This is a genomic window from Loktanella sp. SALINAS62 (genome assembly GCF_018263905.1).
Taxonomy (GTDB): Bacteria; Pseudomonadota; Alphaproteobacteria; order Rhodobacterales; family Rhodobacteraceae; genus Loktanella.
In genome coordinates, this window is the sequence record NZ_JAAFZU010000034.1 from 75,664 (window position 1) to 98,276 (window position 22,613).

Sequence of the window (22,613 nt, forward strand, 5' to 3'; positions counted from 1 at the left end):
CGACACCACCGGAGCGGCTATGAAACTGTTGTCTGCGACGCTCGACCGCGTCAAACCATCCCCCACAATCGCCGTCACAACCCGTGCCGCCGAACTGCGTGCGCAGGGCCGCGACGTGATCGGTCTGGGTGCCGGTGAACCCGATTTCGACACCCCCGATCACATCAAGGCCGCAGGCATCGCCGCGATCAATGCGGGCAAGACGAAATACACCGCCGTCGACGGTATCCCGGAACTGAAACAGGCGATCTGCGACAAGTTCCGCCGCGATAACAATCTGGATTATGTGCCCGCGCAGGTCAGCGTCGGTTCGGGCGGCAAACAGGTGATATATAACGCGTTCATGGCGACCCTGAACCCGGGGGACGAGGTCATCATTCCCGCCCCCTACTGGGTCAGCTATCCCGATATGGTCAAACTGGGGGGCGGCGATCCGGTGTTTGTCGCAGGCACGCTGGACCGCGGATACAAGATCACGGCAGACCAGTTGGAATCTGCGATCACACCGCGCACCAAATGGTTTCTCTTCAACTCTCCCAGCAACCCGACCGGCGCCGGTTACAACTGGTCAGAGCTGAAGGCGCTGACCGACGTGCTGCTGCGGCATCCGCATGTCTGGGTGCTGACCGATGACATGTATGAACATCTGGCGTTCGATGACTACCAGTTCTGCACGCCCGCGCAGGTGGAACCGCAGTTGTATGACCGGACCCTAACCATGAACGGCGTCAGCAAGGCCTACGCCATGACCGGCTGGCGGATTGGCTACGCGGCAGGCCCGCTTCAGCTGATTGCGGCGATGCGCAAGGTGCAGTCGCAATCGACGTCGAACCCCTGCACGATCAGCCAGTGGGCCGCCGTCGCGGCGCTGAATGGCACCCATGATTTCATCGCGCCGAACAACGCCATGTTCATCCGCCGCCGCGATCTGGTGGTGGATGCGCTGAACGCCTGCCCCGGCATCGTCTGCCCCCGCCCGGAAGGCGCATTTTACGTCTATCCGTCCATTGCGGATTGCATCGGCAAGACCAGTGCCGGTGGCACCCTGATCGACAGTGACGAAGCGTTCGCCACCGCATTGCTGGACGAATCCGATGTCGCGGTGGTCTTTGGCGCGGCCTTTGGCCTATCACCGCATTTCCGGATTAGCTATGCGACCTCTGACGCGGCCCTGACAGAAGCCTGCGCGCGCATCAGGACGTTCTGCGACGGCCTGCGCTGAAATGAACCAACACACTGGCGGACGATGGCCGCACCTGTATAGTTAACGCGGCAAAAGATGGGCGGGCCAGATGGGCGCAGACCTACCAGACTATTACTTTCGGATCCGTGAAAATGGCGCGGTGGTGTTTCGCGTGGATACCGAAAACCGGCAACGCCGGATCGAAATGGATCAGCTGGCCGTGATCAACGTCCGCAACGGAGAGGTCAAACCCCACGGCGACACCGTTTTGTCAGATGGGGACATCGCCGCCATTCAGGCGTGGCTGGATGAACGGGTGGCCCTGCTGGCGCGCCGCGATATCGACGATATCCACCGCGCGATCGACTATCTGAACATCACGACCCAATGGGTGCAATCAAAGGCCAGCGACGGCCAGTTGGAAGACGTGACAGACCCGCTGTTGCTGGCAATGCACGATTTGCGGACCGTGCTGGTGCGCAAGAAAGCCGACCGCCTGCTCAGCCGTGCAGATGGCGGCAAGGCTGACGAAGACTAGCTGCGACTGCGTGCCCACAGGCGGCGCGTGACGCGCCAGACGTAAAATCCCAGGATGCCCAGTAGCAAAATGTTCGTGACCGGGTTCAGAAATGCGGCGACGCGATCATAATTCGCGGACAGCAAATAGCCCGCCGCGATCAGCGCCGCGTTCCATAGGGCAGATCCCAGCGTGGTATAGATGAAAAACCGTGTCAGCCCCATGCCGGACAGGCCCGCAGGCACCGAAATCAGCGTGCGGACACCCGGCACCATGCGCCCGAAAAACACCGCCGCCTTATCGTGGCGGTCGAACCATGCCACAGCCCTGCGAATATCCTCCACCTCAAGCGTCAGCCAGACGCCATGCCGGTCGATGAAATCCTCAATCCGGCGCTGGCCCAGCATCTGCCCCACCAGATACCATAGATACGCGCCCAGAACCGCGCCGATCGTTCCCAAGATGAAGACCGCAATCAGCGACATCCGGCCCTGTGCGGCCTGAAATCCTGCCAGCGGCATGACCAGTTCGGATGGAATGGGCGGAAATACGTTTTCCAGCAACATGACCAGCCCAACGCCAAAGGCGCCCGCTGCGTCGATCAGTCGGGTAATGAAATCAAACATGCTGCCCAACCTTTTCCCGACCCGGCAGTTCCATCAGGGGGCGCCGCTTTCGCCCGGCGATGAACCGCCAGCACAGGCAGACGGCAGCCACAGCCAGCCCAACGACCAGCCCCAACCACAACCCTTGCGGTCCCCAACCCAACGTGAACGCCAGCAAATAGCTTAACGGGATCGCCACAACCCAATAGCTGAATGCCGCAATCACCATCGGCACGACCGTATCCTGTAATCCGCGCAACAACCCCAGGGCCACGACCTGCGCGGCATCGACGATCTGGAACAAGGCCGCCATCGCCAGCAACGTCGTCCCCAGCGTCAGGATCATCGGCAACGAAGGGGCCTGTGGATCGACGAAAAACGAAATCAGCGTCCGGGGGATCGCCAGAAACGCCACGATCGTCAGACACACGAACGCACCCGACAGGACAAAGGACGCAATGGCGCCACGGCGCAACCCGGTCTCGTCCCGGCGGCCCACAGCACGCCCTGCCCGCACGGTGGCGGCTTGCGATATGGCGATATGCACCATGAATGTCAGGCTGGCTAGTTGCAGCGCGATCCCGTGGCTAGCCAGCGCAACCTCGCCGATCCAGCCCATCATGATGGAACTGGCGGTGAACAAACCGCCCTCTGCCAGTGACGTGATCCCGATCGGCAATCCCAAACGAAACACCCGCGACATGATCTGCGGATCGGGGCGGAACGGGTTTCTCAGCAGTTCCTGCTCTGGCAGCTTTCGCAGAATATAGATCACCAGCACGATCAGCGTCCCGGCCTGCATCAGCACAGATGCGATGGCCGCACCCCTGATCCCCATTTCCGGCGCACCGAAATTGCCAAAGATCAGCAGATAATTCACCCCGACGTTCAGGACGGCGGCGGCAACGGTGGACCAGAAAATGAATGCCGTCAGTTCCAGTGCGACCAAAAAGGATTTGAGCGTCATCACGATCAGCGCGGGGATCATGCCCAAAATCGCAATGACCAGATAATCCGCCCCTGCCGCCGCGACTGCGGGCGTTTGTCCGATTGCCAGCAGGATCGGTTCGGCCACGAAAAACGGGATCGACACCACACCACCGTAAAAGATCGACAGCCAGACCGCCATGCGGGTCACACGGCGGGCTGTGCGTGTATCGCCTTCTTCGGCGGCGGTGGCGACCAGCGGTGTGACGGCTTGCGCAAAACCGGCACCGACGATGAAGATGACAAACAACAGCGATGTCGCCAGTGTCGCTGCCGCCAGTGCCGTCACGTCATACCAGCCCAGCATCAGCGTGTCCGTGATATGAATTGCGAATTGCGCAAGATTGCTTGCCATCAGGGGCGCGCCAAGACGCAGCAGCGCGCGGAAATGGCCGGTGTATGTCATGGTGGGCGTCATCATGTCCGACGACTTATGCCCGTTGCGCTGGCCCGTCCAGCGCCTGCGTCATCCCCGGTTCGGAAACACCTGCTGCAGTTCGGCGTCGAACTGTGCCCATGAAATGGAAGACTTGTTTCCGGCATAGCCGTGGTAGTGCGATTTCCCCGTCGAATTTGGCAAACCAGCCCAGATCCGGGCCAGATTGTTCATGAAACGGTGGCGCCCCATGTCACCGGCACGCACATCGTCCAGACCCGCCTCTGCCAGCAGGACATCGGCCAGCCGGTCCTGCAGGGCGGGGGAAAACAGGTCCCGTTCAGACGTCCCTGTGACGCGCACAAGACGGCGCAGGGTGGACGGGATGAATTGATAGCGTCCGATGGCGTGGTTTTGCCGCGGTGTGGCGTCGATCCACGCAAAGATATCCCCGACGGTCATCTGTGTGGGGCGGGCCGGTGGCATCACGCGCGCGCCGTAAACTACGGCGTCATAACCATCGCGCCGGGATTCCGCATACCCGATGACCTGCCGCAGGACCTGCACATCGCGCGCGCCTGCCTGCCCCCGCAGCATGATCCGTTGGTCCGGTACGATCAGCGGGCTGACGGCGGCAACCCTGCGTCGATCGTTTTCTGCCGGTCGCGGTGCGGCGGGTGCAAACAGGCTATTGCCCGCCTGCCCCGCAAACAGACTGGGCGTACGTGTCAGTGCAGCCGGTCGCGGGGTGGGTTCGCGCGATACGATCAGCGGCCCGCGTTTTTGCAAGAAAGCGGCAGGCTGCGTGTCAGCCTTTGGTTGTTCGGGCCATAGGATCACAAGGGTGACAGTTGCGGACAGCACCGCTGCGAATAGGTGTTTCAAGATCATTGGCCCGCCTGTCTTGGTAAAGGAACAGGCGGACCATGTGATGCAGAAGTTTAGATTTCGTGTCCCCGCTTAGCCCTTGAGCACATCGCGCCAACTGTGTTTCGGCGCAAAGCCAACCATCTTTTTGGCCTTGTTGTTGGCATAGAACGTCTCATTCTGGCCCATATCTCGGGTCTTTGGCACGCCTTGATAGAAGCGTTCCATGACCTCATCGGTGCTCAGGTTCACGCTCATGTCGTCGTTGGATACGTTGAACACCTCGTACCCCAGACCATCGGTGTTCAGACAACATTCGACCATCTGCGCCAGATCGCGCGCGTCGATGTAGGCAAAGATATTGCGCCGCCGCAGGGCCGGATCATCCATGAAAGCGGGGAACATCTGTTCGTATTCGTGCGGCTCGATCACATTGTTGATCCGCAGGCCATAGATATCAGCCCCCGTGCGGGCCTGAAACGACCGCGCCGTCACCTCGTTCACGACCTTGGACATGGCATAGCTGTCCTGCGGCACCGTCGGGTGTTCTTCGTCGATGGGCACATAATCGGGCTTTATCTCGCCGTCCCAGAAACAGATGCCATAGGTGGTTTCGGACGAGGCAAAGATGACCTTGGGGATGCCCAGTTTCGCCGCCGCGTTCAGCACGTTGTAAGTGGACATCGTGTTGTTGCGATAGGTTTCGCCGTCCGGCACCAGCATGATCCGTGGCACGGCGGCAAAATGCACCACAGCATCATAGCGGGGCACACCGGTGCCGGGGTCCAGCTCGTCAAAATCGGCGTAGTTGTGCATCGCGTCGATCACTTGCCCCGCGTCGGTCAGATCGACCCGCAGCGCGCGATCATCCGCATCGGCGGCACTGTCGATATTCGTGACCTGATGGCCCGCATCCCGAAGATGCTGCACCGCATAGCGCCCGGCCTTGCCGCTGCCGCCTGTAAAGAAAATACGCATCGGCGTCTCCTGTTTTTGGTATCAAATTGTACGGATCGGGTCACCCGCCTGAAAGGCGCGGATCGCCTCGACCGTCTGGGTATAGAAGACGCGGAACGTCTCCTGTGTGGTATAGCCAAGGTGCGGCGTCAGCAGCAGCCTGCCCGAAGCAATCAGGTCGGGGTCGCGCAGTGGATCGTCCATCGGCAGCGGTTCCACATCGAACACATCCAGCCCCGCCATCGCCGGACGCCCCGCCGTCAGCCCGTTCAGCAGGGCGTCGGTATCCACCAGCGGCCCGCGCGAGGTGTTGATGAACACCTGTCCCTGACGCGCTGCGGCAAAGGCATCGGCCCCCACCAGCCCGCGCGTGCGATCCGACAGCACCATATGCACAGACGTCACATCGGCCCGCGCCATCAGGTCGGGCAGGCTGTCCATGCGGGCGACGTCGAGTGCGGCACAGCGGTCCGCCGTCAGGTTGGGCGACCATGCGACGATGTCCATGCCCAGCGCGCGGCCCAGCGTCGCCATCTGCGCACCGATGTTGCCGAGCCCGATCAGCCCCAGTGTCAGCCCGGCGACATCGCGGCCCAGCCCGACCTGCCAGCCTTTGGCGTGCAGGGCGCTGACCTCTGGCAGCAGGCGGCGGTTCAGCGCCAGCATCATCAGCACGGCCAGTTCCGATGTGGTCGTCTTGCGGCTTTCGGTGCCGCAGACTGTCACGCCCGCAGCGCGCGCCGCATCCAGATCAATGCTGGCGTTGCGCGGCCCCGACGTCACGATCAGCCGCAGCGCAGGCAGTGCGGCGATCAGGTCGGCGTCCATCGGCGTGCGTTCGCGCATCAGGCAAACCACGTCGTAGCCCGCCAGCTTGTCCGGCAGATCATCCCGCGCGATGGGGTCGGCAAACACATCGACCTGCCCCAGCCCGTCCCAGTCGGCCAGCCGCAATGCCGCGCGCGCATAATCGTCCAGTACCGCGATTTTCATGTCATCCCTCCCCGGTCAGACCACATCTATCGCGTTTGCCCCGCCTGACCACAAGTCCCGCCGCCCATTGCCGCCGGGCGCGCTGGCTCTTAGACTGGCGCAAACCAAAGCAAAGAGCAGCACATGTCCGATCTTCTGTCCGGCAAGACCACATCCACCTATGACGCCTCCTCGATCCAGGTGCTGGAGGATATGGAACACGTGCGCCTGCGTCCGGGCATGTATATCGGCGGCAAGGACGAACGGTCCCTGCATCACATGGTGGCGGAAATCGTCGACAACTCCATGGACGAAGCGGTCGCCGGACACGCCACATGGATCGAGATCGAACTGCACGCCAACGGCCATGTCAGCGTGCGCGACAACGGGCGCGGCATCCCCACCGATCCGCACCCCAAGGACCCCGCCAAATCCGCGCTGGAAATCATTTTCTGCACCCTGAACGCGGGCGGCAAGTTTTCCGGTGACAGCTATTCCACCTCGGGCGGTCTGCACGGCGTCGGGTCTTCGGTCGTGAACGCCCTGTCCGACCATTTGCGGGTCGAGGTCGCGCGCAACAAGGAACTGTTCGCGATGGAATTTTCGCGCGGCGTTCCGCAGGGCAAGCTGGAAAAGATCGGCGCGGCCCCCAACCGACGCGGCACCGCCGTCACATTCCACCCTGACGAGGAAATTTTCGGCAAGCTCAAGCTGAAGCCAAGCCGCCTGTTCCAGATGGCCCGGTCCAAGGCGTATCTGTTTTCCGGCGTCGAAATCCGCTGGAAAACCGACATCGACGATGGCGACACACCCACCACGGCCACGTTCAAATTTCCCGGCGGCCTGTCGGATTACCTGAACGAAACGCTGGCGGGGTCCACCACCTATTCCGACCGGCCCTTTGCGGGCACCGTCGATTTCACCGAAAAATTCGGCGTCCCGGGCAAGGTGGAATGGGCGATCAACTGGACCCCGGCCCGCGACGGGTTCATCCAGTCCTATTGCAACACGGTCCCCACGCCAGAGGGCGGCACCCACGAGGTCGGGTTCTGGAACGCGATCCTCAAGGGGATCAAGGCGTATGGAGAGCTGACCAACAACCGCAAGGCCGCGACCATCACCCGCGAAGACCTGATCGTCGGCGGCTGTGCGCTGGTGTCCTGTTTCATCCGCGAACCGGAATTTGTCGGCCAGACAAAGGACCGTCTGGCCACCGTTGACGCGCAGCGCATGGTCAATGCCGCCGTGTCGGACCATTTCGACAACTGGCTGGCGGCGGACAACAAATCGGCGGGCGCGATCCTTGATTTCCTGATCCTGCGCGCCGAAGAACGCCTGCGCCGCAAGCAGGAAAAGGAAACGTCGCGCAAATCGGCCACCAAGAAACTGCGCCTGCCCGGCAAACTGACCGACTGCACGTCAAAGACCCGCGAAGGCACCGAATTGTTCATCGTCGAAGGCGACAGCGCCGGCGGGTCCGGCAAGGGCGCGCGCGACCGCAAGACACAGGCGCTGCTGCCGCTGAAGGGCAAGATCCTGAACGTGCTGGGTGCGGCGTCGGGCAAGCTGACCACCAACGCCGAAATTTCCGACCTGTGCGAAGCTTTGGGTGTCGGCATGGGATCGAAATTCAATTTGGACGATCTGCGCTACGACAAGATCATCATCATGACTGACGCCGACGTGGACGGCGCGCATATCGCGGCCCTGCTGATGACGTTCTTTTTCAGCCAGATGCGTCCGCTGATCGACAGCGGCCACCTGTATCTGGCCTGTCCGCCGCTGTATCGTCTGACACAGGGGCCGAAACGGCTGTATGTGGCATCCGACGCGGAAAAGGACGTCGCCATGCAAAAGGGTCTGGGCGGCAAGGGCAAGATCGACGTGCAGCGGTTCAAGGGTCTGGGCGAAATGGACGCCAAGGACCTGAAGGAAACCACCATGGACCCCGCCACCCGCAAACTGATCCGCGTGATGGTCAACGACGACCTGCCCGGCGAAACTGGCGATCTGGTGGAACGTCTGATGGGGAAAAAGCCCGAACTGCGCTTTCAGTATATTCAGGAAAACGCCCGCTTCGTGGAGGAATTGGATGTTTGAGGAGTTGCATTTATGATAAACGTTTTTGTCAGCTGGAGCGGAGACTCGAGCAAAAAAATCGCTGAAGAGCTTAGAAACTGGATCCCTTCAGTTCTACAATTCGCGAAACCGTATTTTACACCTAGCGATGTCGATAAAGGCGCCAGATGGGGTAGTGACATATCTCAAAAACTGTCAGAATGCGATATTGGAATCATTTGCCTAACGAAAGAAAACCTAACGAAACCTTGGATACTTTTTGAAGCGGGCGCTCTTTCAAAGGACATGGACCGCTCAAAGGTATGCTCTGTTTTATTTGGTGTTGACAACGCAGATATCTCGGGACCCCTAACGACATTCCAAACTACCTCATTTGAAAAAGCAGATTTCAAAAAAATGATGTCGACTGTAAACGACGCCGGTGGGGAGAATTCTCTCACTAGCGGCACTTTCGACGATGTCTTCGAAATGTGGTGGCCAAGATTGGAGCAGAAGATATCGAAAATTCTTGCAGAAGGTACTCCCGTCGAGAGAAAACTTCGCGATGATCGGGAAATTTTAGAAGAAATTTTGATGCTAACCCGAAGCCAGCGGAGAATTGCACGAAACCAGCACTCCATAGCGCCTTCAATAGTCAAGGATTTACTATCTGTCGGTGACATTTTGCTGAAGGCGTACAATAGAGAAACTGATTATGGTTCGCAAACCCGATCTTACTTTAATGCGCTCGCTTCAATAATAAAGGCGGATGAGGCTCTAACTGTAATGTTCGAGGACGAACTAGTACGGCTAGACCAACAGTGGGACGAAATAATTCCATTTTGATTTTCTTCGGCTTGATGATCCGAAATTAAAATTTGATTTTGCTACTGCACCATCAACCCACTCACATGCTCCTCGATCAGCGTCTCGGTGTCGTCGCTGTCCGCGCGCACCGCCATGCCGACCAGTGCGCCCGACTCACCATCAAACGCGCGGGCGTAGCCGTCGACCTGGTTGCCGGACACGCTGGCTTCTTCTGCTGCCGCAATCCCCAGCGCCCTCCCGGGGGGAGGGTCGGGCGCTGCCGTTGCCTAGGGCAACGGCTGTCATTTTCCCCTCTTTAGCGCCTACTCCACCCGCAACCCGCTCACCTGTGCCTCGATCATCGTGACCGTGTCGTCGCTGTCGGCGCTGACGGCCATGCCGACCAATGCGCCGGGGGCGCTGCCGAATGCGCGGGCGTGGTCGGCGGCCAGATCGACGGTGACGCTGTCCTGCCCCGTGTCAGCTTGCCGCAGCGGGATCGTGACGGCGGTGCCTGCCACACCATAAGGCGACGGAATCGGCTGACCCACAGCGTTGTTGCCGCCCCAGACATACTGGATGATCCGCACGTCGTCGCGGCCCAGCAGGCTGCGGATATCGGCCTGCGATGCGGCGGCGGCGGCCCCGGCGGGCAACCACAGGAAATAGACCGCGATATTACGGTCGTCGCCGCCCTTGCGGCCCAGATCCGTGGGCGGCACGGATTGCGTGACCTGCCAGTTCCACTGTGCGCGTGTCGCGTCCCACAGCGGTTGCGGCAGCCGCGTCCACAGGATGCTGACCGTATTGTCGGACCGGATGCCCAGCGTGCCGCCCGATTGGGTGTAATCGTTGGATGACAGCAGCTTTAGCCGCTGTTCGTTCCAGTTGGCAAAGCTGATCGCCTCTGCCGTGGCGGTGGTGGCGAGAAATGTGGCGGCGATTGTCAGGGTGCGCAGCATGGGAATCTCCGTTTCAGTTGGGTTGACCATAGCGCCCGCGCCGGGTGCGTCACCTGAACCCGCCAGCCGTCACGCAATTGTCAGAGACAGGCGCGCCCGGACGGGTTTATGTTTCAGTCATGCGGATACTTGCCCTGTGCCTGACCCTGCTGGCCCCCGTGGCCCATGCCCAGACCCCGATGGTGGAAACATCGCTGGAACTGGTGCTGCTGGCCGATGCGTCGGGGTCCATCGACGCGGACGAACTGGCGTTCCAGCGGCAGGGCTACGGCAATGCGCTGACCAGCCAGCCCGTGCTGGACGCGATTGCCGATACGCTACACGGTCATATCGCCGTCACCTATGTGGAATGGGCGACCAATCAGGTGCAGGTCGTGGACTGGATGCTGATCGACGGGCCGGATGCTGCACGGGAATTTGCCGATGCGCTGCTGCTGGCCCCCCGGTCCGCCTATGGCCGAAACGCCATCGGTGCCGCCCTGCTGGAAGGTCAGCGCCTGATCGACAGCAACGGCTTTGACGGGTTCCGCCATGTCATCGACTTTTCCGGGGACAGCATGGGCAATTCGTCCGGCCCGCCCATCGTGCCGTCACGCGATGCGGTGCTGGCCACGGGCACCGTCATCAACGCCCTGCCGATCCTGCGCCCCGACAGCCCGCGCCGCGCGGGTCGCGATCTGGAACAGCTATATGCCGACAACATCATCGGCGGTCCCGGCGCATTCATGGTCACGGCAGACGGGCGCGACAGCTTTGCCGCTGCCGTGCAACGCAAGCTGTTTCTGGAAATCGCCGGACAGATGCCACAGGTGGAACTGGCCCGCCGCTGATCAGCGTTGCAGCGTTTCGATATAATTCGACAGCGCCAGCAATTCGGCGGGGACAGGCACGGGGTTGCCGTCTTCTTCGGTCATGATGATCGGCCCCAGATCGCCGTCACCGAATTTCGGCATCAACCCGCTGACATGCTGGCCCCGGTTGAACCCGTCAATCACGCTCATCACGTAATCGGCCGGATAGGTGCCGCCGTTGCGCGCGCTGATCCGTGTCAGGTCCGGCGCCGTGACACCGGCGGCCAATGCCACACCGTCCTGTCCCGTGATGCCGTGGCATTGGGCGCACTTCGCCTCGAACGCCGCCTTGCCGTTGACGGGGGGCTGTTCCGGCGTGCAGGCCGCAAGGGCAAGAACGGCGAACGGCAAAAAACGGAACATGGTGGATACTCCTGAAAGGGTGACAAGATCAAAGGCTATGCGCGCGGGCGGTCCTGCGCGTTGATCTGGGTCAAAACGCGCTGCTTTGGTGTCAGTCTGCCTTGGTCGCCACCAGTTTGCCAGACTCCAACCGCACCGACCGGTCCATACGGGACGCCAATTCCAGATTGTGTGTCGCAATAACCGCAGCCAGCCCGGTGGACCGCACCAGCGTCATCAGCGCATCGAACACCCGGTCCGACGTTTCGGGGTCAAGGTTGCCTGTCGGCTCGTCCGCCAGCAACAGCTTTGGATCGTTGGCCAGCGCCCGGCAGAACGCAACGCGCTGCTGTTCGCCGCCCGACAGTGCCGCAGGCCGGTGATCGGCGCGCGGCGCAATGCCCACGGTATCCAGCAGGCTGCGGGCGCGGTCGCGTGCGGCGGCATCCTCTGCACCATTGGCCAGTTGCGGCAGAACGATGTTTTCAAGTGCCGTGAATTCCGGCAGCAGGTGGTGGAATTGATAGATGAACCCCACGTCATTGCGCCGGATCGCGGTGCGGCGGCGATCCGACAGGCGGGTCACGTCCTCGCCCCCGATTTCGACAGTGCCGGAATCCGCTGTATCCAGCAGTCCCGCGATATGCAGCAGAGTGGATTTGCCTGCCCCCGACGGTGCGACGAGCGCCACGACTTCGCCCGGTGCGACCGACAGCGACGCGCCGTCCAGCACGCGGACTTCGGATGGCAGACCGTGATTGTAGCCTTTGGACAGGCTGGTCAGGGCAAGGACAGGATCATTCATAGCGCAGCGCCTCGACCGGGTTCATGCGGGCCGCCCGGCGCGCGGGAAAGATGGTGACAATCCACGACAAACCCAGCGACAGCACAACCGCCGACAGCACGTCGCGCAGGTGCAGTTCCGCAGGCAGGGCATAGATGCCGCGGATCGACGGGTCCCAGACGCCGCCCCCCGCCAGATAATTCACAAAGGCGAATATCGGGTCGATCCAGATCGCAAAGGCGCAACCCAGAATGACGCCCAAGATCGTGCCGACGGTTCCGATCCCCGCCCCGCAGATAAAGAAGATCCGCAGCACCGACCCTTCGGTCAGACCCATGGTCCGCAGGATGCCGATGTCGCGGCCCTTGTTCTTGACCAGCATGATGAGGCCGGAAATGATGTTCATCGACGCGATCAGCACAAGGATCGACAGCAACACGAACATCACGTTGTCTTCGACCGTCAGTGCGCGCAGGAACGCGCCCGCGCTGTCGCGCCATGTCCAGATGAACGCGAAATCGCCTGCCGCATTCAGGATATCGGGGGCGATATCTTCGACATTGTCGGGGTTTGCGACCATCACCTCGATTTCGTCGACGACGCCGTCGCGGTTGAAAAACGTCTGTGCCTCGGCCAGCGGCATGTAGACCCGCGTACGGTCGATGTCATAGCGACCGGCGGTGAAAATATAGGTGATGTCGTAAACGCCCACACGCGGGCTGGTGCCCATCGCGGTGCGCACGCCGTTGGGCGAAATCAGTTTGATCCGGTCGCCCAGCCCGACGCCCAACTCGCGCGCAACGCCCGACCCGATGGCGATCCCGTCGCCAAAGGCGTCGATGCTGCCGATCGCTTCCTCTGGCGTGGCGATGCGGGGGATGGTGCGCAGGTCGGCTTCGCTGATGCCAAAAACCTCTACCCCGGAATTGAAGTTGCCCCGGTTCGCCATGACCTGCTGGCGCACCAGCGGGGCGGCGCGGATGACACCGGGCACATCGGCGATGGCCGCAGCAAGCGTTTCATAATCACTGATGATCCGCGTCGTCTGGTCGGTGCCCGCGATGGGGGTCTGTTCATAGACGGTGACATGGGCGTTGGCGCCCAGGATCGTATCCACGAATTCGGCCCGGAACCCAGACCGGATCGCCAATGTCGCAATCAGCGCGAACACCGCCAGCGTGATGCCCAGCAGGCTGATCCACGTCATGACGCTGACGCCGCCTTCGGCGCGTTTGGCCCGAATATAGCGCCACGCGATCATCCATTCGAAGCGTGCAAAGGGGGGCGTGCTGGCCATGGCATGGTCCCGTCAGGTTGGTCGCGCGGACCTTGGGGGTATTTGGCGCCTCGCGTCAATGCAACCGGGTGTGAACGGTATCGGCGGACTTGGGGGCGCTGCCCCCAAACCCCCGGGATATTTTCGGCAAGAAGAAGATGCCGACGTCACGCGCGGGTTTTGCGCACGCCGTCCAAACGCGGACCGGGGCGGGCGGCAGATCGGGCAAGGGTTGGTTCGGCACGATTTGGCCTTGCGCGGGACCGGCTGCGGCGGCGCGGGCCACGGCGCAGCAACGCGGACAGTCCAGACCATGTGATCGCCGCAACGACCCAGCCCACTGCCGCACCGATTGCGGCTGTGGCCAGCCCTGCGATCGACAACGGCATTGCCGGTTCAAAATCGCCCCATGCCGCACGCAGCGTCGCGGGATCACTGACCCGAGCGACCAATGCGATCCGGCCCAGCGATGTGGCATCACGCAAGCGCGCCAGATCGTCGGTCAGCACCGCATGGCGGCGAAAGGTACGGCGCATGTCGTCCTGACGATCCGCCAGAAAGGCCGTGCCTGTCATCTGCGCCAGCGCGTCAGTCCGGGTCAGACCGGCGCGCATGGCGGATGCTTCAAAATCACCAACGACGACGTCCAGCGCATCGACCTGCCCTGCCAGACGCTGCACATATTGCTGCGTGAACGCAGGATATTGCGAACAGGCGGCAGCACCTGCCACAGCGCCTGCCAGCGTCAGTGCGCGCCCGATCATCGGGGCACCGGACAATATCCGGGTGTCATGGGTGTCATCTGCTGCCTCTTGCGTTTTAGGGCAGCATACAGGGGCGCAGCGCCCCTGTCATCGCCTGCGTCAGATGCCGTCGTAGATCGTTGCAATCCGGGCAATCGCATCTTCGAGCGACATCTCTTCAGCCACGCCACTGCGGCGGCTGGTCAGTTCGACGACGCCGTTCTTGACCCCGCGCGGACCCACGGTGATCCGCCACGGCAGGCCGATGATATCCATTGTCCCGAATTTCGCGCCCGCGCGTTCGTCGCGGTCGTCATAGAGCGGGTCCAGACCGCGCGCGCGCAACCGGGCGTACAGATCTTCGCAGACCGCGTCACAGGCATCGTCACCCTGCCGCATGTTCAGAATACCGACATGGAACGGTGTGACACCTTCGGGCCAGATGATGCCCTTGTCGTCGTGGCTGGCTTCGATGATGGCACCCAGCAGGCGGCTGACGCCGATCCCGTGCGACCCCATGTGAACGGGCAGGCTTTCGCCGTCGCGGGTCTGGACGGTCGCACCCAGCGCCTCGGAATACTTGGTTCCGAAATAAAAGATCTGGCCGACTTCGATGCCGCGTGCGCTGCGGCGGCGGTCCTCTGGCACTTGGGCGAACAGGGCTTCGTCGTGGGTTTCATCGGTCCGGGCATAGCGCGAGGTGAATTCGTCCATGACGGCCTGACAGGCGGCACGGTCGTCGAAATCGATGTCCCGGTCGCCAAAGGTCAGATCGGTAATCGCGCTGTCGTAGAACACCTCTGATTCGCCGGTTTCCGCGAGCACCAGAAATTCATGGGTGTCGTCGCCGCCAATCGGGCCGGAATCGGCCCGCATTGGAATCGCCTGCAGCCCCATGCGTTCATAGGTCCGCAGATAGGTCACCAGATGGCGGTTGTAGGCGTGCAGCGCGTCTTCCTTGGTCAGATCGAAGTTGTAGCCATCTTTCATCAGGAATTCGCGGCCCCGCATGACGCCGAAACGCGGGCGCACTTCATCACGAAATTTCCACTGAATCTGATAGAGCGTCAGCGGCAGGTCCTTGTAGCTGCCGACATGGGCGCGGAAGATGTCGGTCACCAATTCTTCGGCCGTAGGCGTGAACAGCATGTCGCGGCCGCTGCGATCCTTGACCCGCAGCATTTCGTCGCCATAGGCGTCGTACCGCCCGCTTTCACGCCACAGGTCGGCGGACTGCATGGTCGGCATCAGCATCGCCAGATGACCGGCGCGGGCCTGTTCTTCGTGGACGATCTGTTCGATCCGCTTGAGCACCTTGTAACCCATCGGCAGCCACGAATAGATGCCGGCGCTGGCCTGCTTGATCAGACCGGCCTGCAACATCAGGCGGTGGCTGACGATCTGCGCCTCGCGTGGGGTTTCCTTGAGGACGGGCAGGAAATAGCGGGACAGACGCATGGTGTGGTGATCCTTCACTCAAGCTACATTCGCGCCGGGTGTAATCGGCGGGCCAAAGCGCCGCAAGCGCTGCGTGGCTTGCGTGAAGCTGCCGGGTGGGTCATTTAGAACGAATATCTGTCAGGAATGAACCGTCATGCCGCTCACCTCGCGTCAGCAAACGATCTACTGGGGCTTTGCCATCGTCGTGTTCCTGCTGCTGCTTTATGCACTGGGCAATGTGATCATGCCCTTCGTGCTGGGCGGGGCCATCGCGTATATCCTTGATCCGGTGGCCGACAGGCTGCAGCGGCTGGGGTTAAGCAGGGTTGTGTCGGTCGCGGTCATTTCAGTCGTGGCGCTATTGCTGTTCGTGCTGGCCGTGTTGCTGGTGATCCCGACGCTGATCCGTCAGACCAGCGATCTGATCCAGATCGCGCCGGAATTGTTCGAAAACCTTCAGGTCTGGCTAGCGGCCCGGTTCCCGGACCTGCTGGTCGAAGGCAGCACGATCCGCACCCAGCTTGATAACATCGGCAGCATGATCCAGTCGCGCGGCGGCGCGCTGCTGGAAACGGTGGTGTCTTCGGCGATGGGACTGGTCAACGTGGTGGTGTTGCTGGTCATCGTGCCGGTCGTGGCCATTTATCTGCTGGTGGACTGGGACAATATGGTCGCGCGGATTGATGAAATGCTGCCCCGAGACCACGTGCAGACCATCCGCCAGCTTGCCAGCCAGATCGACAGGACGTTGGCCAGCTTTATCCGTGGACAGGGTTTGGTCTGCCTGATCCTTGGCAGCTATTACGCGGTTGCGCTGGCGCTTGTCGGCCTGAACTTTGGTCTGGTCGTCGGCGCGATCGCGGGCGCGCTGACCTTTATCCCCTATGTCGGGGCGGTCGTTGGCGGTGGTTTGGCGATGGGTTTGGCCCTGTTCCAATTTTGGGGCGACTGGCCGTGGATCATCGCTGTCTATGCGATTTTTCAGTCCGGCCAGTTCGTCGAAGGCAACATCCTGACGCCCAAACTGGTCGGATCATCCGTCGGATTGCACCCCGTCTGGCTGTTGTTCGCGCTGTCGGTCTTTGGGTCGCTGTTCGGTTTTGTCGGCCTGCTGGTCGCGGTGCCCATCGCTGCCGTCATCGGTGTGCTGGCCCGCTTTGCTGTCGAACGCTACCGCGCCAGCCCACTTTATCGCGGCACTGCGGAGGACTAGTCCGGTGTCCGAACAGCTGACCTTTGACTGGCCGGTCGGGGTGTCGCTGGAAGCGGCGGATTTCTTTGTGTCCACCGCCAACAGCGACGCGTTCCGCATGGTTCGCCACCCGGCGCGCTGGCCACAGGGTAAACTGTTGCTGGTCGGCCCGTCCGGGTCGGGCAAAAGCCATCTGGCGCGCGTCTTTGCCGCGACCCACGGGGCCGCGATCATTCAGGCGCAGGACGCGGCAGATCGTTTTCCGGACACTGCCACCGTGGTCGAATCGGTCGACACCCTGCCCGCCGCGCTGGAACCCGCGCTGTTTCATCTGCACAATCACATGGTGGCGCACGGCCTGCCGCTGCTGATGACCGCGCGCAGCCTGCCTGCGACCTGGAATATCGGCCTGCCAGACCTGAACAGCCGGATGCAGGCGACGACGCCGGTGCGGATTGCGCCACCTGACGATGCGCTGCTGGAAGCCTTGCTGATGAAACTGTTCGCGGATCGCCAGATCCTGCCGCCGCCCAGCCTGCCGCGTTATCTGGCGTCGCGCATTGATCGGTCATATCTTGCCGCACAACAGATTGTCGCGGCACTGGACGCTGTGGCACTGGGCAGCGGCAAATCCGTCAGCACCCGCATGGCGGCCCGACTGTTGGAAAAGGATGATCCCGATGCAGAATGAGTGTCATAATCCTGAGATACAATCGGTGCAACTGCGCCCATGACCCATGCTGATTTTCTGGCCTCTGCCTTTCCCGAACCTGTCGCCTTTGATCTGGATTTCACCGGCCCCGACCGGTTCGTGAACCGTGAACTGTCATGGATCGGGTTCAACATGCGGGTCCTTGAAGAGGCCGAAAACCCGCGTGTCCCTTTGCTGGAACGGCTGCGGTTCCTGTCGATTTCCGCGACCAATCTTGATGAATTCTACACGGTCCGCGTGGCGGGTCTGCGCGAACTGGCACAGGCTGGCAATACGACGCCCGCGATGGACGGTCTGACGCCTGCCGAACAGCTGCGCCTGATTGATTCGGCAGCGCGCGATCTGATGAACCGGCAGCAGGACGCGTTGGACATCCTGACGCGCGAAATGGCGCAAAAAGGAATTGCCGTTCTCACGACCTCCGACCTGTCAAAGGACGATATCGCCTTTCTCGAAGGCTTCTTTCTGGAACAGGTGTTTCCCGTCCTGTCGCCGCTGGCCATCGACCCGGCCCATCCGTTCCCGTTTTTGCCGAACGAAGGCTTTGCGCTGGCACTGCAACTGGAACGTTCGCGCGACAAGCGCGCACTGCGCGCCCTGTTGCCGGTGCCAGCGCAGATCGCGCGATTTGTACGCCTGCCCGGCGACGCCTATCGCTACATCCCGCTAGAAGACCTGCTGCTGCAATTTGTCGGGCGCCTGTATCCCGGCTACGTGATCAAGGGACATTGCGCTTTCAAGGTGCTGCGCGACAGCGATCTTGAACTTGAAGACGAAGCCGAAGACCTTGTCCGGGAATTCGAGACAGCGCTGAAGCGCCGCCGCCGGGGCGAAGTGGTCAGACTCAAGATATCGGCCAATGCGCCCACAGCCCTGCGCAAGCTCATCATGGATGCCCTGCCCGTGACAGAGGCCGAAATCGTGGCCGTCGATGGTCTGATCGGTATCGCGGATCTGTCCGAACTGGTGTTGGACGAACGGCCCGATCTGTTGTGGCCGACGTTTGCGCCGCGCGTCCCTGAACGTGTGCAGGATCACGACGGCGACATGTTCGCCGCGATCCAGCAAAAGGACATGCTGCTGCATCACCCCTATGAAACGTTCGACATGGTCGTCCGGTTTCTGTCGCAGGCCGCGCGCGACCCCGATGTCGTGGCGATCAAGCAGACGCTGTACCGCACGTCCAAAAAATCGCCCATCGTCGAAGCCCTGTGCGAAGCCGCCGAAGACGGCAAATCCGTCACAGCACTGGTGGAACTGAAGGCCCGTTTCGACGAAGCCGCCAACATCCGCCAGTCACGGCGGCTGGAACGGTCCGGCGCGCATGTGGTTTACGGGTTCCTTGACCTGAAAACCCACGCCAAGATCAGCACCGTTGTGCGGCGCGAAGGCAATCGTCTGGTGACCTACACCCATTTCGGCACCGGAAATTACCATCCGATCACGGCCAAGATCTATACCGACGTGTCGCTGTTCACCTGCGACGCGCAACTGGGCCGCGACGCAAACAAGGTGTTCAATTACCTGTCTGGCTACGCACAGCCCGAAGCATTGGAAAACCTGTCGATCGCGCCCATCGACCTGAAATCCACCTTGCTCGCCCGCATTGCCGAAGAAACCGAATACGCCCGCAACGGCAAACCCGCGACCATCTGGGCCAAAATGAACAGCCTGATCGAAACCGACGTGATCGACGCGCTTTATGCCGCGTCGCAGGCCGGTGTGCAGATCAGCCTTGTGGTGCGCGGCATCTGTGGGCTGCGGCCCGGTGTGGCGGGGCTGTCCGACAATATCCGCGTCAAATCCATCGTCGGGCGGTTTTTGGAACATTCGCGGATCGTGTGTTTCGGTGGTGGCCAGGCGCTGCCGAACAAGAAGGCCAGGGTCTACATCAGCTCTGCCGACTGGATGGGCCGTAATCTGAAACGCCGGGTCGAAACATTGGTTGAAATTACCAACAACACGGTCAAGGCGCAGATCGTCAGCCAGATCATGGCCGCCAATATGGCCGACGTAGCGCAAAGCTGGGTCATGCAGCCAGATGGGCAATTTGTGCGCGCCACCGTCGCTGACGGTGAATTCGCGTTCAATTGCCATAGGTTTTTCATGGAAAATCCGTCGCTGTCCGGGCGTGGTTCGGCAGGCGCGTCCGATGTGCCGCAGCTGACCCACACCGACGACTGAACCTGCACTGTCGGGCGTTGACACCGGGGGAACCTGCCCTGATTGATGACCAAAGACCGATGGGAACGACCGATGACGGACAGCAACAGTGACGAGGCCATCGACTGGGGGCCGTTCGGGCGCCCCCTGTTCAACGACGAAGCCGCGCAAAACCTGAAACGGGTCGGCGTCGTGGATGTGGGATCGAACTCTGTCCGTCTGGTGGTGTTCGATGGCGCAGCGCGTAGTCCCGCCTATTTCTACAACGAAAAAATCATGTGTGCCTTGGGCGCGGGTCTGTCCGATTCAGGTCGCCTGAATCCCGAAGGCCGGGTGCGCGCGCTGTCTGCGATCCGGCGTTTCGCGGCGCTGGCACAGGGCATGGGATGCGGCCCGCTGACCGCTGTCGCAACCGCCGCCGTCCGCGAAGCCAGCGACGGCGCGGATTTCCGGGCCGAGGTTGAACGTGAAACCGGCGTCAAGCTGTGGGTCATCGACGGCGAGGAAGAAGCCCGCCTGTCCGCTCAGGGTGTTTTGCTGGGATGGCCCGGCAGCTACGGCCTTGTCTGCGACATCGGTGGGTCCAGCATGGAACTGGCCGATCTGGCCGATGGCCGGGTTGGGCGACGCGTCACCTCTGCGTTGGGTCCGCTGAAATTGCGCGAAATCAAGGGCGGTCATCAGGCCGTAAAGGCCTATATCAAAACCGTCGTGGCCGATCTGCACGACCGCATGGGAAACCAGACCGACATGCGGCTGTTTCTGGTCGGCGGCAGTTGGCGTGCCATCGCCCGCGTCGACATGGAACGCCGTGGATACCCCCTGACGGTGCTGCATGAATACCGGATGACGTCGCGCCGGATCGCCCATACCGCCGCCTATATCAAGGCGTCCGATCTTCAAAGCCTGCGGGCGCGCTGTTCGATTTCCGACAGCCGGATGTCACTGGTGCCGCTTGCGGTGCTGGTGCTGAAGGAACTGATACGGGTGTTCAAACCCAAGGATGTGGCCGTGTCGGCCTATGGCATCCGCGAAGGCATGCTGTTCGAACAGATGCCGCGTGAATTGCGTGAGCGCGATCCCCTGATCGAAGCCTGTCGCTTTGCCGAAAGCAAGGACGCCCGCCTGCCCGGCTTTGGTCGTCTGTTGTATGATTTCATCAAGCCGCTGTTTCCGCGCGCCAATTGGCAGCGCCTGCGGATCATCAAGGCCGCTTGCCTGCTGCACGATGTCAGCTGGCGCGCTCATCCAGATTATCGTGGTGAAATCACGTTCGACAACGCGACCCGCGCCAACCTTGGCGGGCTGAAGCATTATGAACGCGTTCTTTTGGGTCTGGCGCTGATGAAACGCTATTCCGGCAAGACACCCGATGGCCGATTTGAACCGCTGTTCGCCCTACTGTCCGACGACCAAAAGCGCGAGGCGGAAATCATTGGCCGCGCCATGCGGTTCGGGGCGATGCTGTGGCTGGACGGCGACCGCCAGCCCGGCACCTTCAAATGGAGCGCCAAGCACAAGCAACTGACGCTGACCTTGGCCGAAGACGCACGCCCGCTGTTTGGTGAAGTCGCGGAATCCCGCCTGAACGCACTGGCGCAGGCTATGGATGCGACGCTGACCGTTCAGTTCAAACGTTAAAGTTCGATATCGTCATTGGTGACGGCGGGTGGCACATAGGCCGGTGCATCAGGTTCGCGCCGGATGATGATATCACCGTTCGGCAGGATTTCCGGCGGCTGATAATTGGCGATATCGTCGATCTGCGACATGATCTGCGCCAGCGCCGGTCCCATTTCCTCTCGGAGCATTTGCAGGGCTGGTCCGACGTTGTTGGCGAGATCCTGCAATTCACGGATCGCCGGGTCCGCTTCGCGCAGCAGACCGCGCAAAAACAACTTTGTCCCTTCTTCGATCAGGTCACGACCGGGCGCGTCGTCGACTGGCGGCGTCTGCGCAAGCACCGGGGTGGCGGACAGGGTTAAACAGGCGGCGATGATGATGTGTTTCATACATGTGATCTAGGCTGGTGCGCGCGATTTGCAATCTTGGGGCGCAATCGGGGTTCGACCGGCCTGTCGTCCTGCCCCACCGCGCGCTCAAAAATGGGCGCTAATGGTTCAGCAGATGTCACGCCCGCGCGGCGCTGATCTGTTCCCAGGCCCGGTTGATCGCGATCAGCCGCTTTTCCGCCAGGCGCACGGCTTCTTCGGGGACGCCGCGCGCGATCATCCGGTCGGGATGGGTTTCGCGCACCTGCGCCCGCCACGCATGGCGCACATCGTCAAGTGACGCATCGGGCGTGACACCCAGCACATCATAAGGGTCGTGTTCGGCCCCCGGCACAAACTGTGCCCTGATCCGCGCGAACCGTGCCGCGTCGAACCCGAAAATATCAGCCACACGCGCCAGAAAGGCATCTTCTGCCGGATGATAATCACCGTCGGACAGCGCGATATGAAACAGACCTTCCATCAGGTCGCACAACGGGCCTTCGGCGCCGCGGAACATGTCAGCGATCCGGGTCGCATAGGATTCAAACCCGGCCACGTCGGTGCGGGCCATGTTGAACACGCGCGCGGCATGTGCCTCGTCCGCCTGCGGAATATGAAACACCTCACGAAATGCCGCCACTTCGTTGCGGGTCACCATGCCGTCGGCCTTTGCCATCTTGGCCCCCAGCGCGATCACGGCGATGGTAAACGCCACCGACCGGTCCGGCGGCGTGCGCAACCGGTCGAATACAGCGGCCAATCCTTCGCCTGCGCGAAGCGCCGCCAGCGCATCAGAAATTCGGGTCCAGATCGACATGCGATCAG

Annotated in this window: 23 protein-coding genes; 9 read left to right on the forward strand and 14 right to left on the reverse strand. The window is 61.6% G+C overall.

Annotated elements, in window-relative coordinates:
• Positions 1 to 19: 19 nt before the first annotated feature.
• Both GZH79_RS12400 and GZH79_RS12405 read left to right on the forward strand, forming a co-directional pair.
• Positions 20 to 1,222 (forward strand): pyridoxal phosphate-dependent aminotransferase, encoded by a 1,203-nt coding sequence (locus GZH79_RS12400; protein WP_211644095.1) that lies wholly within the window; start codon positions 20 to 22, stop codon positions 1,220 to 1,222.
• Positions 1,223 to 1,292: 70 nt separating this feature from the next.
• Positions 1,293 to 1,721 carry a hypothetical protein gene (locus tag GZH79_RS12405; protein ID WP_211644096.1) on the forward strand — a complete coding sequence of 143 codons (429 nt, stop codon included), beginning with the start codon at positions 1,293 to 1,295 and terminating at the stop codon, positions 1,719 to 1,721.
• On the opposite strand, the gene GZH79_RS12410 is transcribed toward GZH79_RS12405, so the two are convergent.
• From GZH79_RS12410 to GZH79_RS12430, 5 genes are all read right to left on the reverse strand, one after another.
• Positions 1,718 to 2,326 carry a DedA family protein gene (locus GZH79_RS12410; RefSeq protein ID WP_211644097.1) on the reverse strand — a complete coding sequence of 203 codons (609 nt, stop codon included), beginning with the start codon at positions 2,324 to 2,326 and terminating at the stop codon, positions 1,718 to 1,720. The two genes, GZH79_RS12405 and GZH79_RS12410, sit on opposite strands and share 4 nt — an antisense overlap.
• Positions 2,319 to 3,713 carry an MATE family efflux transporter gene (locus GZH79_RS12415; RefSeq protein ID WP_349291198.1) on the reverse strand — a complete coding sequence of 465 codons (1,395 nt, stop codon included), beginning with the start codon at positions 3,711 to 3,713 and terminating at the stop codon, positions 2,319 to 2,321. Before GZH79_RS12415 ends, GZH79_RS12410 begins: the two co-directional genes overlap by 8 nt.
• Positions 3,714 to 3,758: 45 nt before the next feature.
• Entirely contained in the window at positions 3,759 to 4,559 is an 801-nt protein-coding gene (locus GZH79_RS12420) for a hypothetical protein (protein WP_211644098.1), read from the reverse strand.
• A gap of 69 nt (positions 4,560 to 4,628) precedes the next feature.
• Complete coding sequence (locus tag GZH79_RS12425; RefSeq protein WP_211644099.1) at positions 4,629 to 5,513, reverse strand: NAD(P)-dependent oxidoreductase; 885 nt, start codon at positions 5,511 to 5,513, stop codon at positions 4,629 to 4,631.
• A gap of 21 nt (positions 5,514 to 5,534) precedes the next feature.
• Positions 5,535 to 6,485, reverse strand: a complete 951-nt coding sequence (locus tag GZH79_RS12430) for a D-2-hydroxyacid dehydrogenase family protein (protein ID WP_211644100.1) — start codon at positions 6,483 to 6,485, stop codon at positions 5,535 to 5,537.
• Positions 6,486 to 6,608: 123 nt separating this feature from the next.
• Between GZH79_RS12430 and GZH79_RS12435 the strand changes: the two genes are divergently transcribed.
• Both GZH79_RS12435 and GZH79_RS12440 read left to right on the forward strand, forming a co-directional pair.
• Positions 6,609 to 8,564 (forward strand): DNA topoisomerase IV subunit B, encoded by a 1,956-nt coding sequence (locus tag GZH79_RS12435; RefSeq protein WP_211644101.1) that lies wholly within the window; start codon positions 6,609 to 6,611, stop codon positions 8,562 to 8,564.
• A 12-nt stretch (positions 8,565 to 8,576) separates the two neighbouring features.
• Positions 8,577 to 9,368, forward strand: a complete 792-nt coding sequence (locus tag GZH79_RS12440) for a TIR domain-containing protein (RefSeq protein WP_211644102.1) — start codon at positions 8,577 to 8,579, stop codon at positions 9,366 to 9,368.
• A 41-nt stretch (positions 9,369 to 9,409) separates the two neighbouring features.
• Here GZH79_RS12440 and GZH79_RS12445 read toward each other — a convergent pair whose 3' ends face one another.
• Entirely contained in the window at positions 9,410 to 9,550 is a 141-nt protein-coding gene (locus tag GZH79_RS12445) for a hypothetical protein (RefSeq protein ID WP_211644103.1), read from the reverse strand.
• Between the two features lie 102 nt (positions 9,551 to 9,652).
• The gene (locus GZH79_RS12450; protein ID WP_211644104.1) at positions 9,653 to 10,291 is read right to left on the reverse strand and encodes a DUF3047 domain-containing protein; all 639 of its coding nucleotides are present in this window, start codon (positions 10,289 to 10,291) and stop codon (positions 9,653 to 9,655) included.
• A gap of 119 nt (positions 10,292 to 10,410) precedes the next feature.
• Here GZH79_RS12450 and GZH79_RS12455 point away from each other — a divergent pair, with 119 nt between their 5' ends.
• On the forward strand, positions 10,411 to 11,121 hold the full coding sequence (locus GZH79_RS12455; protein ID WP_211644105.1) for a DUF1194 domain-containing protein: 711 nt from the start codon (positions 10,411 to 10,413) through the stop codon (positions 11,119 to 11,121).
• Here the strand turns inward: GZH79_RS12455 and GZH79_RS12460 are convergent, their stop codons facing one another.
• From GZH79_RS12460 to proS, 5 genes are all read right to left on the reverse strand, one after another.
• On the reverse strand, positions 11,122 to 11,505 hold the full coding sequence (locus tag GZH79_RS12460) for a cytochrome c (RefSeq protein WP_211644106.1): 384 nt from the start codon (positions 11,503 to 11,505) through the stop codon (positions 11,122 to 11,124).
• 91 nt (positions 11,506 to 11,596) lie between these two features.
• A complete protein-coding gene (locus tag GZH79_RS12465; RefSeq protein WP_211644107.1) occupies positions 11,597 to 12,289 on the reverse strand; it encodes an ABC transporter ATP-binding protein in 693 nt (230 codons plus the stop codon).
• Positions 12,282 to 13,565, reverse strand: coding sequence for a lipoprotein-releasing ABC transporter permease subunit (locus tag GZH79_RS12470; RefSeq protein WP_211644108.1), 1,284 nt, complete (start codon positions 13,563 to 13,565; stop codon positions 12,282 to 12,284). The genes GZH79_RS12465 and GZH79_RS12470 overlap by 8 nt, the downstream gene beginning before the upstream one ends.
• Before the next feature lie 146 nt (positions 13,566 to 13,711).
• Complete coding sequence (locus tag GZH79_RS12475) at positions 13,712 to 14,308, reverse strand: DUF2937 family protein (RefSeq protein WP_211644109.1); 597 nt, start codon at positions 14,306 to 14,308, stop codon at positions 13,712 to 13,714.
• 99 nt (positions 14,309 to 14,407) lie between these two features.
• A complete protein-coding gene (gene proS / locus GZH79_RS12480; RefSeq protein ID WP_211644110.1) occupies positions 14,408 to 15,745 on the reverse strand; it encodes a proline--tRNA ligase in 1,338 nt (445 codons plus the stop codon).
• Positions 15,746 to 15,881: 136 nt separating this feature from the next.
• Between proS and GZH79_RS12485 the strand changes: the two genes are divergently transcribed.
• The 4 genes from GZH79_RS12485 to GZH79_RS12500 all read left to right on the forward strand — a co-directional run bounded on the left by GZH79_RS12485 (position 15,882) and on the right by GZH79_RS12500 (position 21,435).
• On the forward strand, positions 15,882 to 16,940 hold the full coding sequence (locus tag GZH79_RS12485; protein WP_211644111.1) for an AI-2E family transporter: 1,059 nt from the start codon (positions 15,882 to 15,884) through the stop codon (positions 16,938 to 16,940).
• Between the two features lie 4 nt (positions 16,941 to 16,944).
• Positions 16,945 to 17,610, forward strand: coding sequence for a chromosomal replication initiator DnaA (locus GZH79_RS12490; protein WP_211644112.1), 666 nt, complete (start codon positions 16,945 to 16,947; stop codon positions 17,608 to 17,610).
• A gap of 39 nt (positions 17,611 to 17,649) precedes the next feature.
• On the forward strand, positions 17,650 to 19,815 hold the full coding sequence (locus GZH79_RS12495) for an RNA degradosome polyphosphate kinase (RefSeq protein ID WP_211644113.1): 2,166 nt from the start codon (positions 17,650 to 17,652) through the stop codon (positions 19,813 to 19,815).
• A 72-nt stretch (positions 19,816 to 19,887) separates the two neighbouring features.
• A complete protein-coding gene (locus tag GZH79_RS12500; RefSeq protein ID WP_211644114.1) occupies positions 19,888 to 21,435 on the forward strand; it encodes a Ppx/GppA family phosphatase in 1,548 nt (515 codons plus the stop codon).
• On the opposite strand, the gene GZH79_RS12505 is transcribed toward GZH79_RS12500, so the two are convergent.
• Both GZH79_RS12505 and GZH79_RS12510 read right to left on the reverse strand, forming a co-directional pair.
• Entirely contained in the window at positions 21,432 to 21,806 is a 375-nt protein-coding gene (locus tag GZH79_RS12505) for a hypothetical protein (RefSeq protein WP_211644115.1), read from the reverse strand. The genes GZH79_RS12500 and GZH79_RS12505 overlap by 4 nt on opposite strands.
• Positions 21,807 to 21,924: 118 nt before the next feature.
• The gene (locus GZH79_RS12510; RefSeq protein ID WP_211644116.1) at positions 21,925 to 22,605 is read right to left on the reverse strand and encodes a molecular chaperone DjiA; all 681 of its coding nucleotides are present in this window, start codon (positions 22,603 to 22,605) and stop codon (positions 21,925 to 21,927) included.
• Positions 22,606 to 22,613 lie beyond the last annotated feature (8 nt).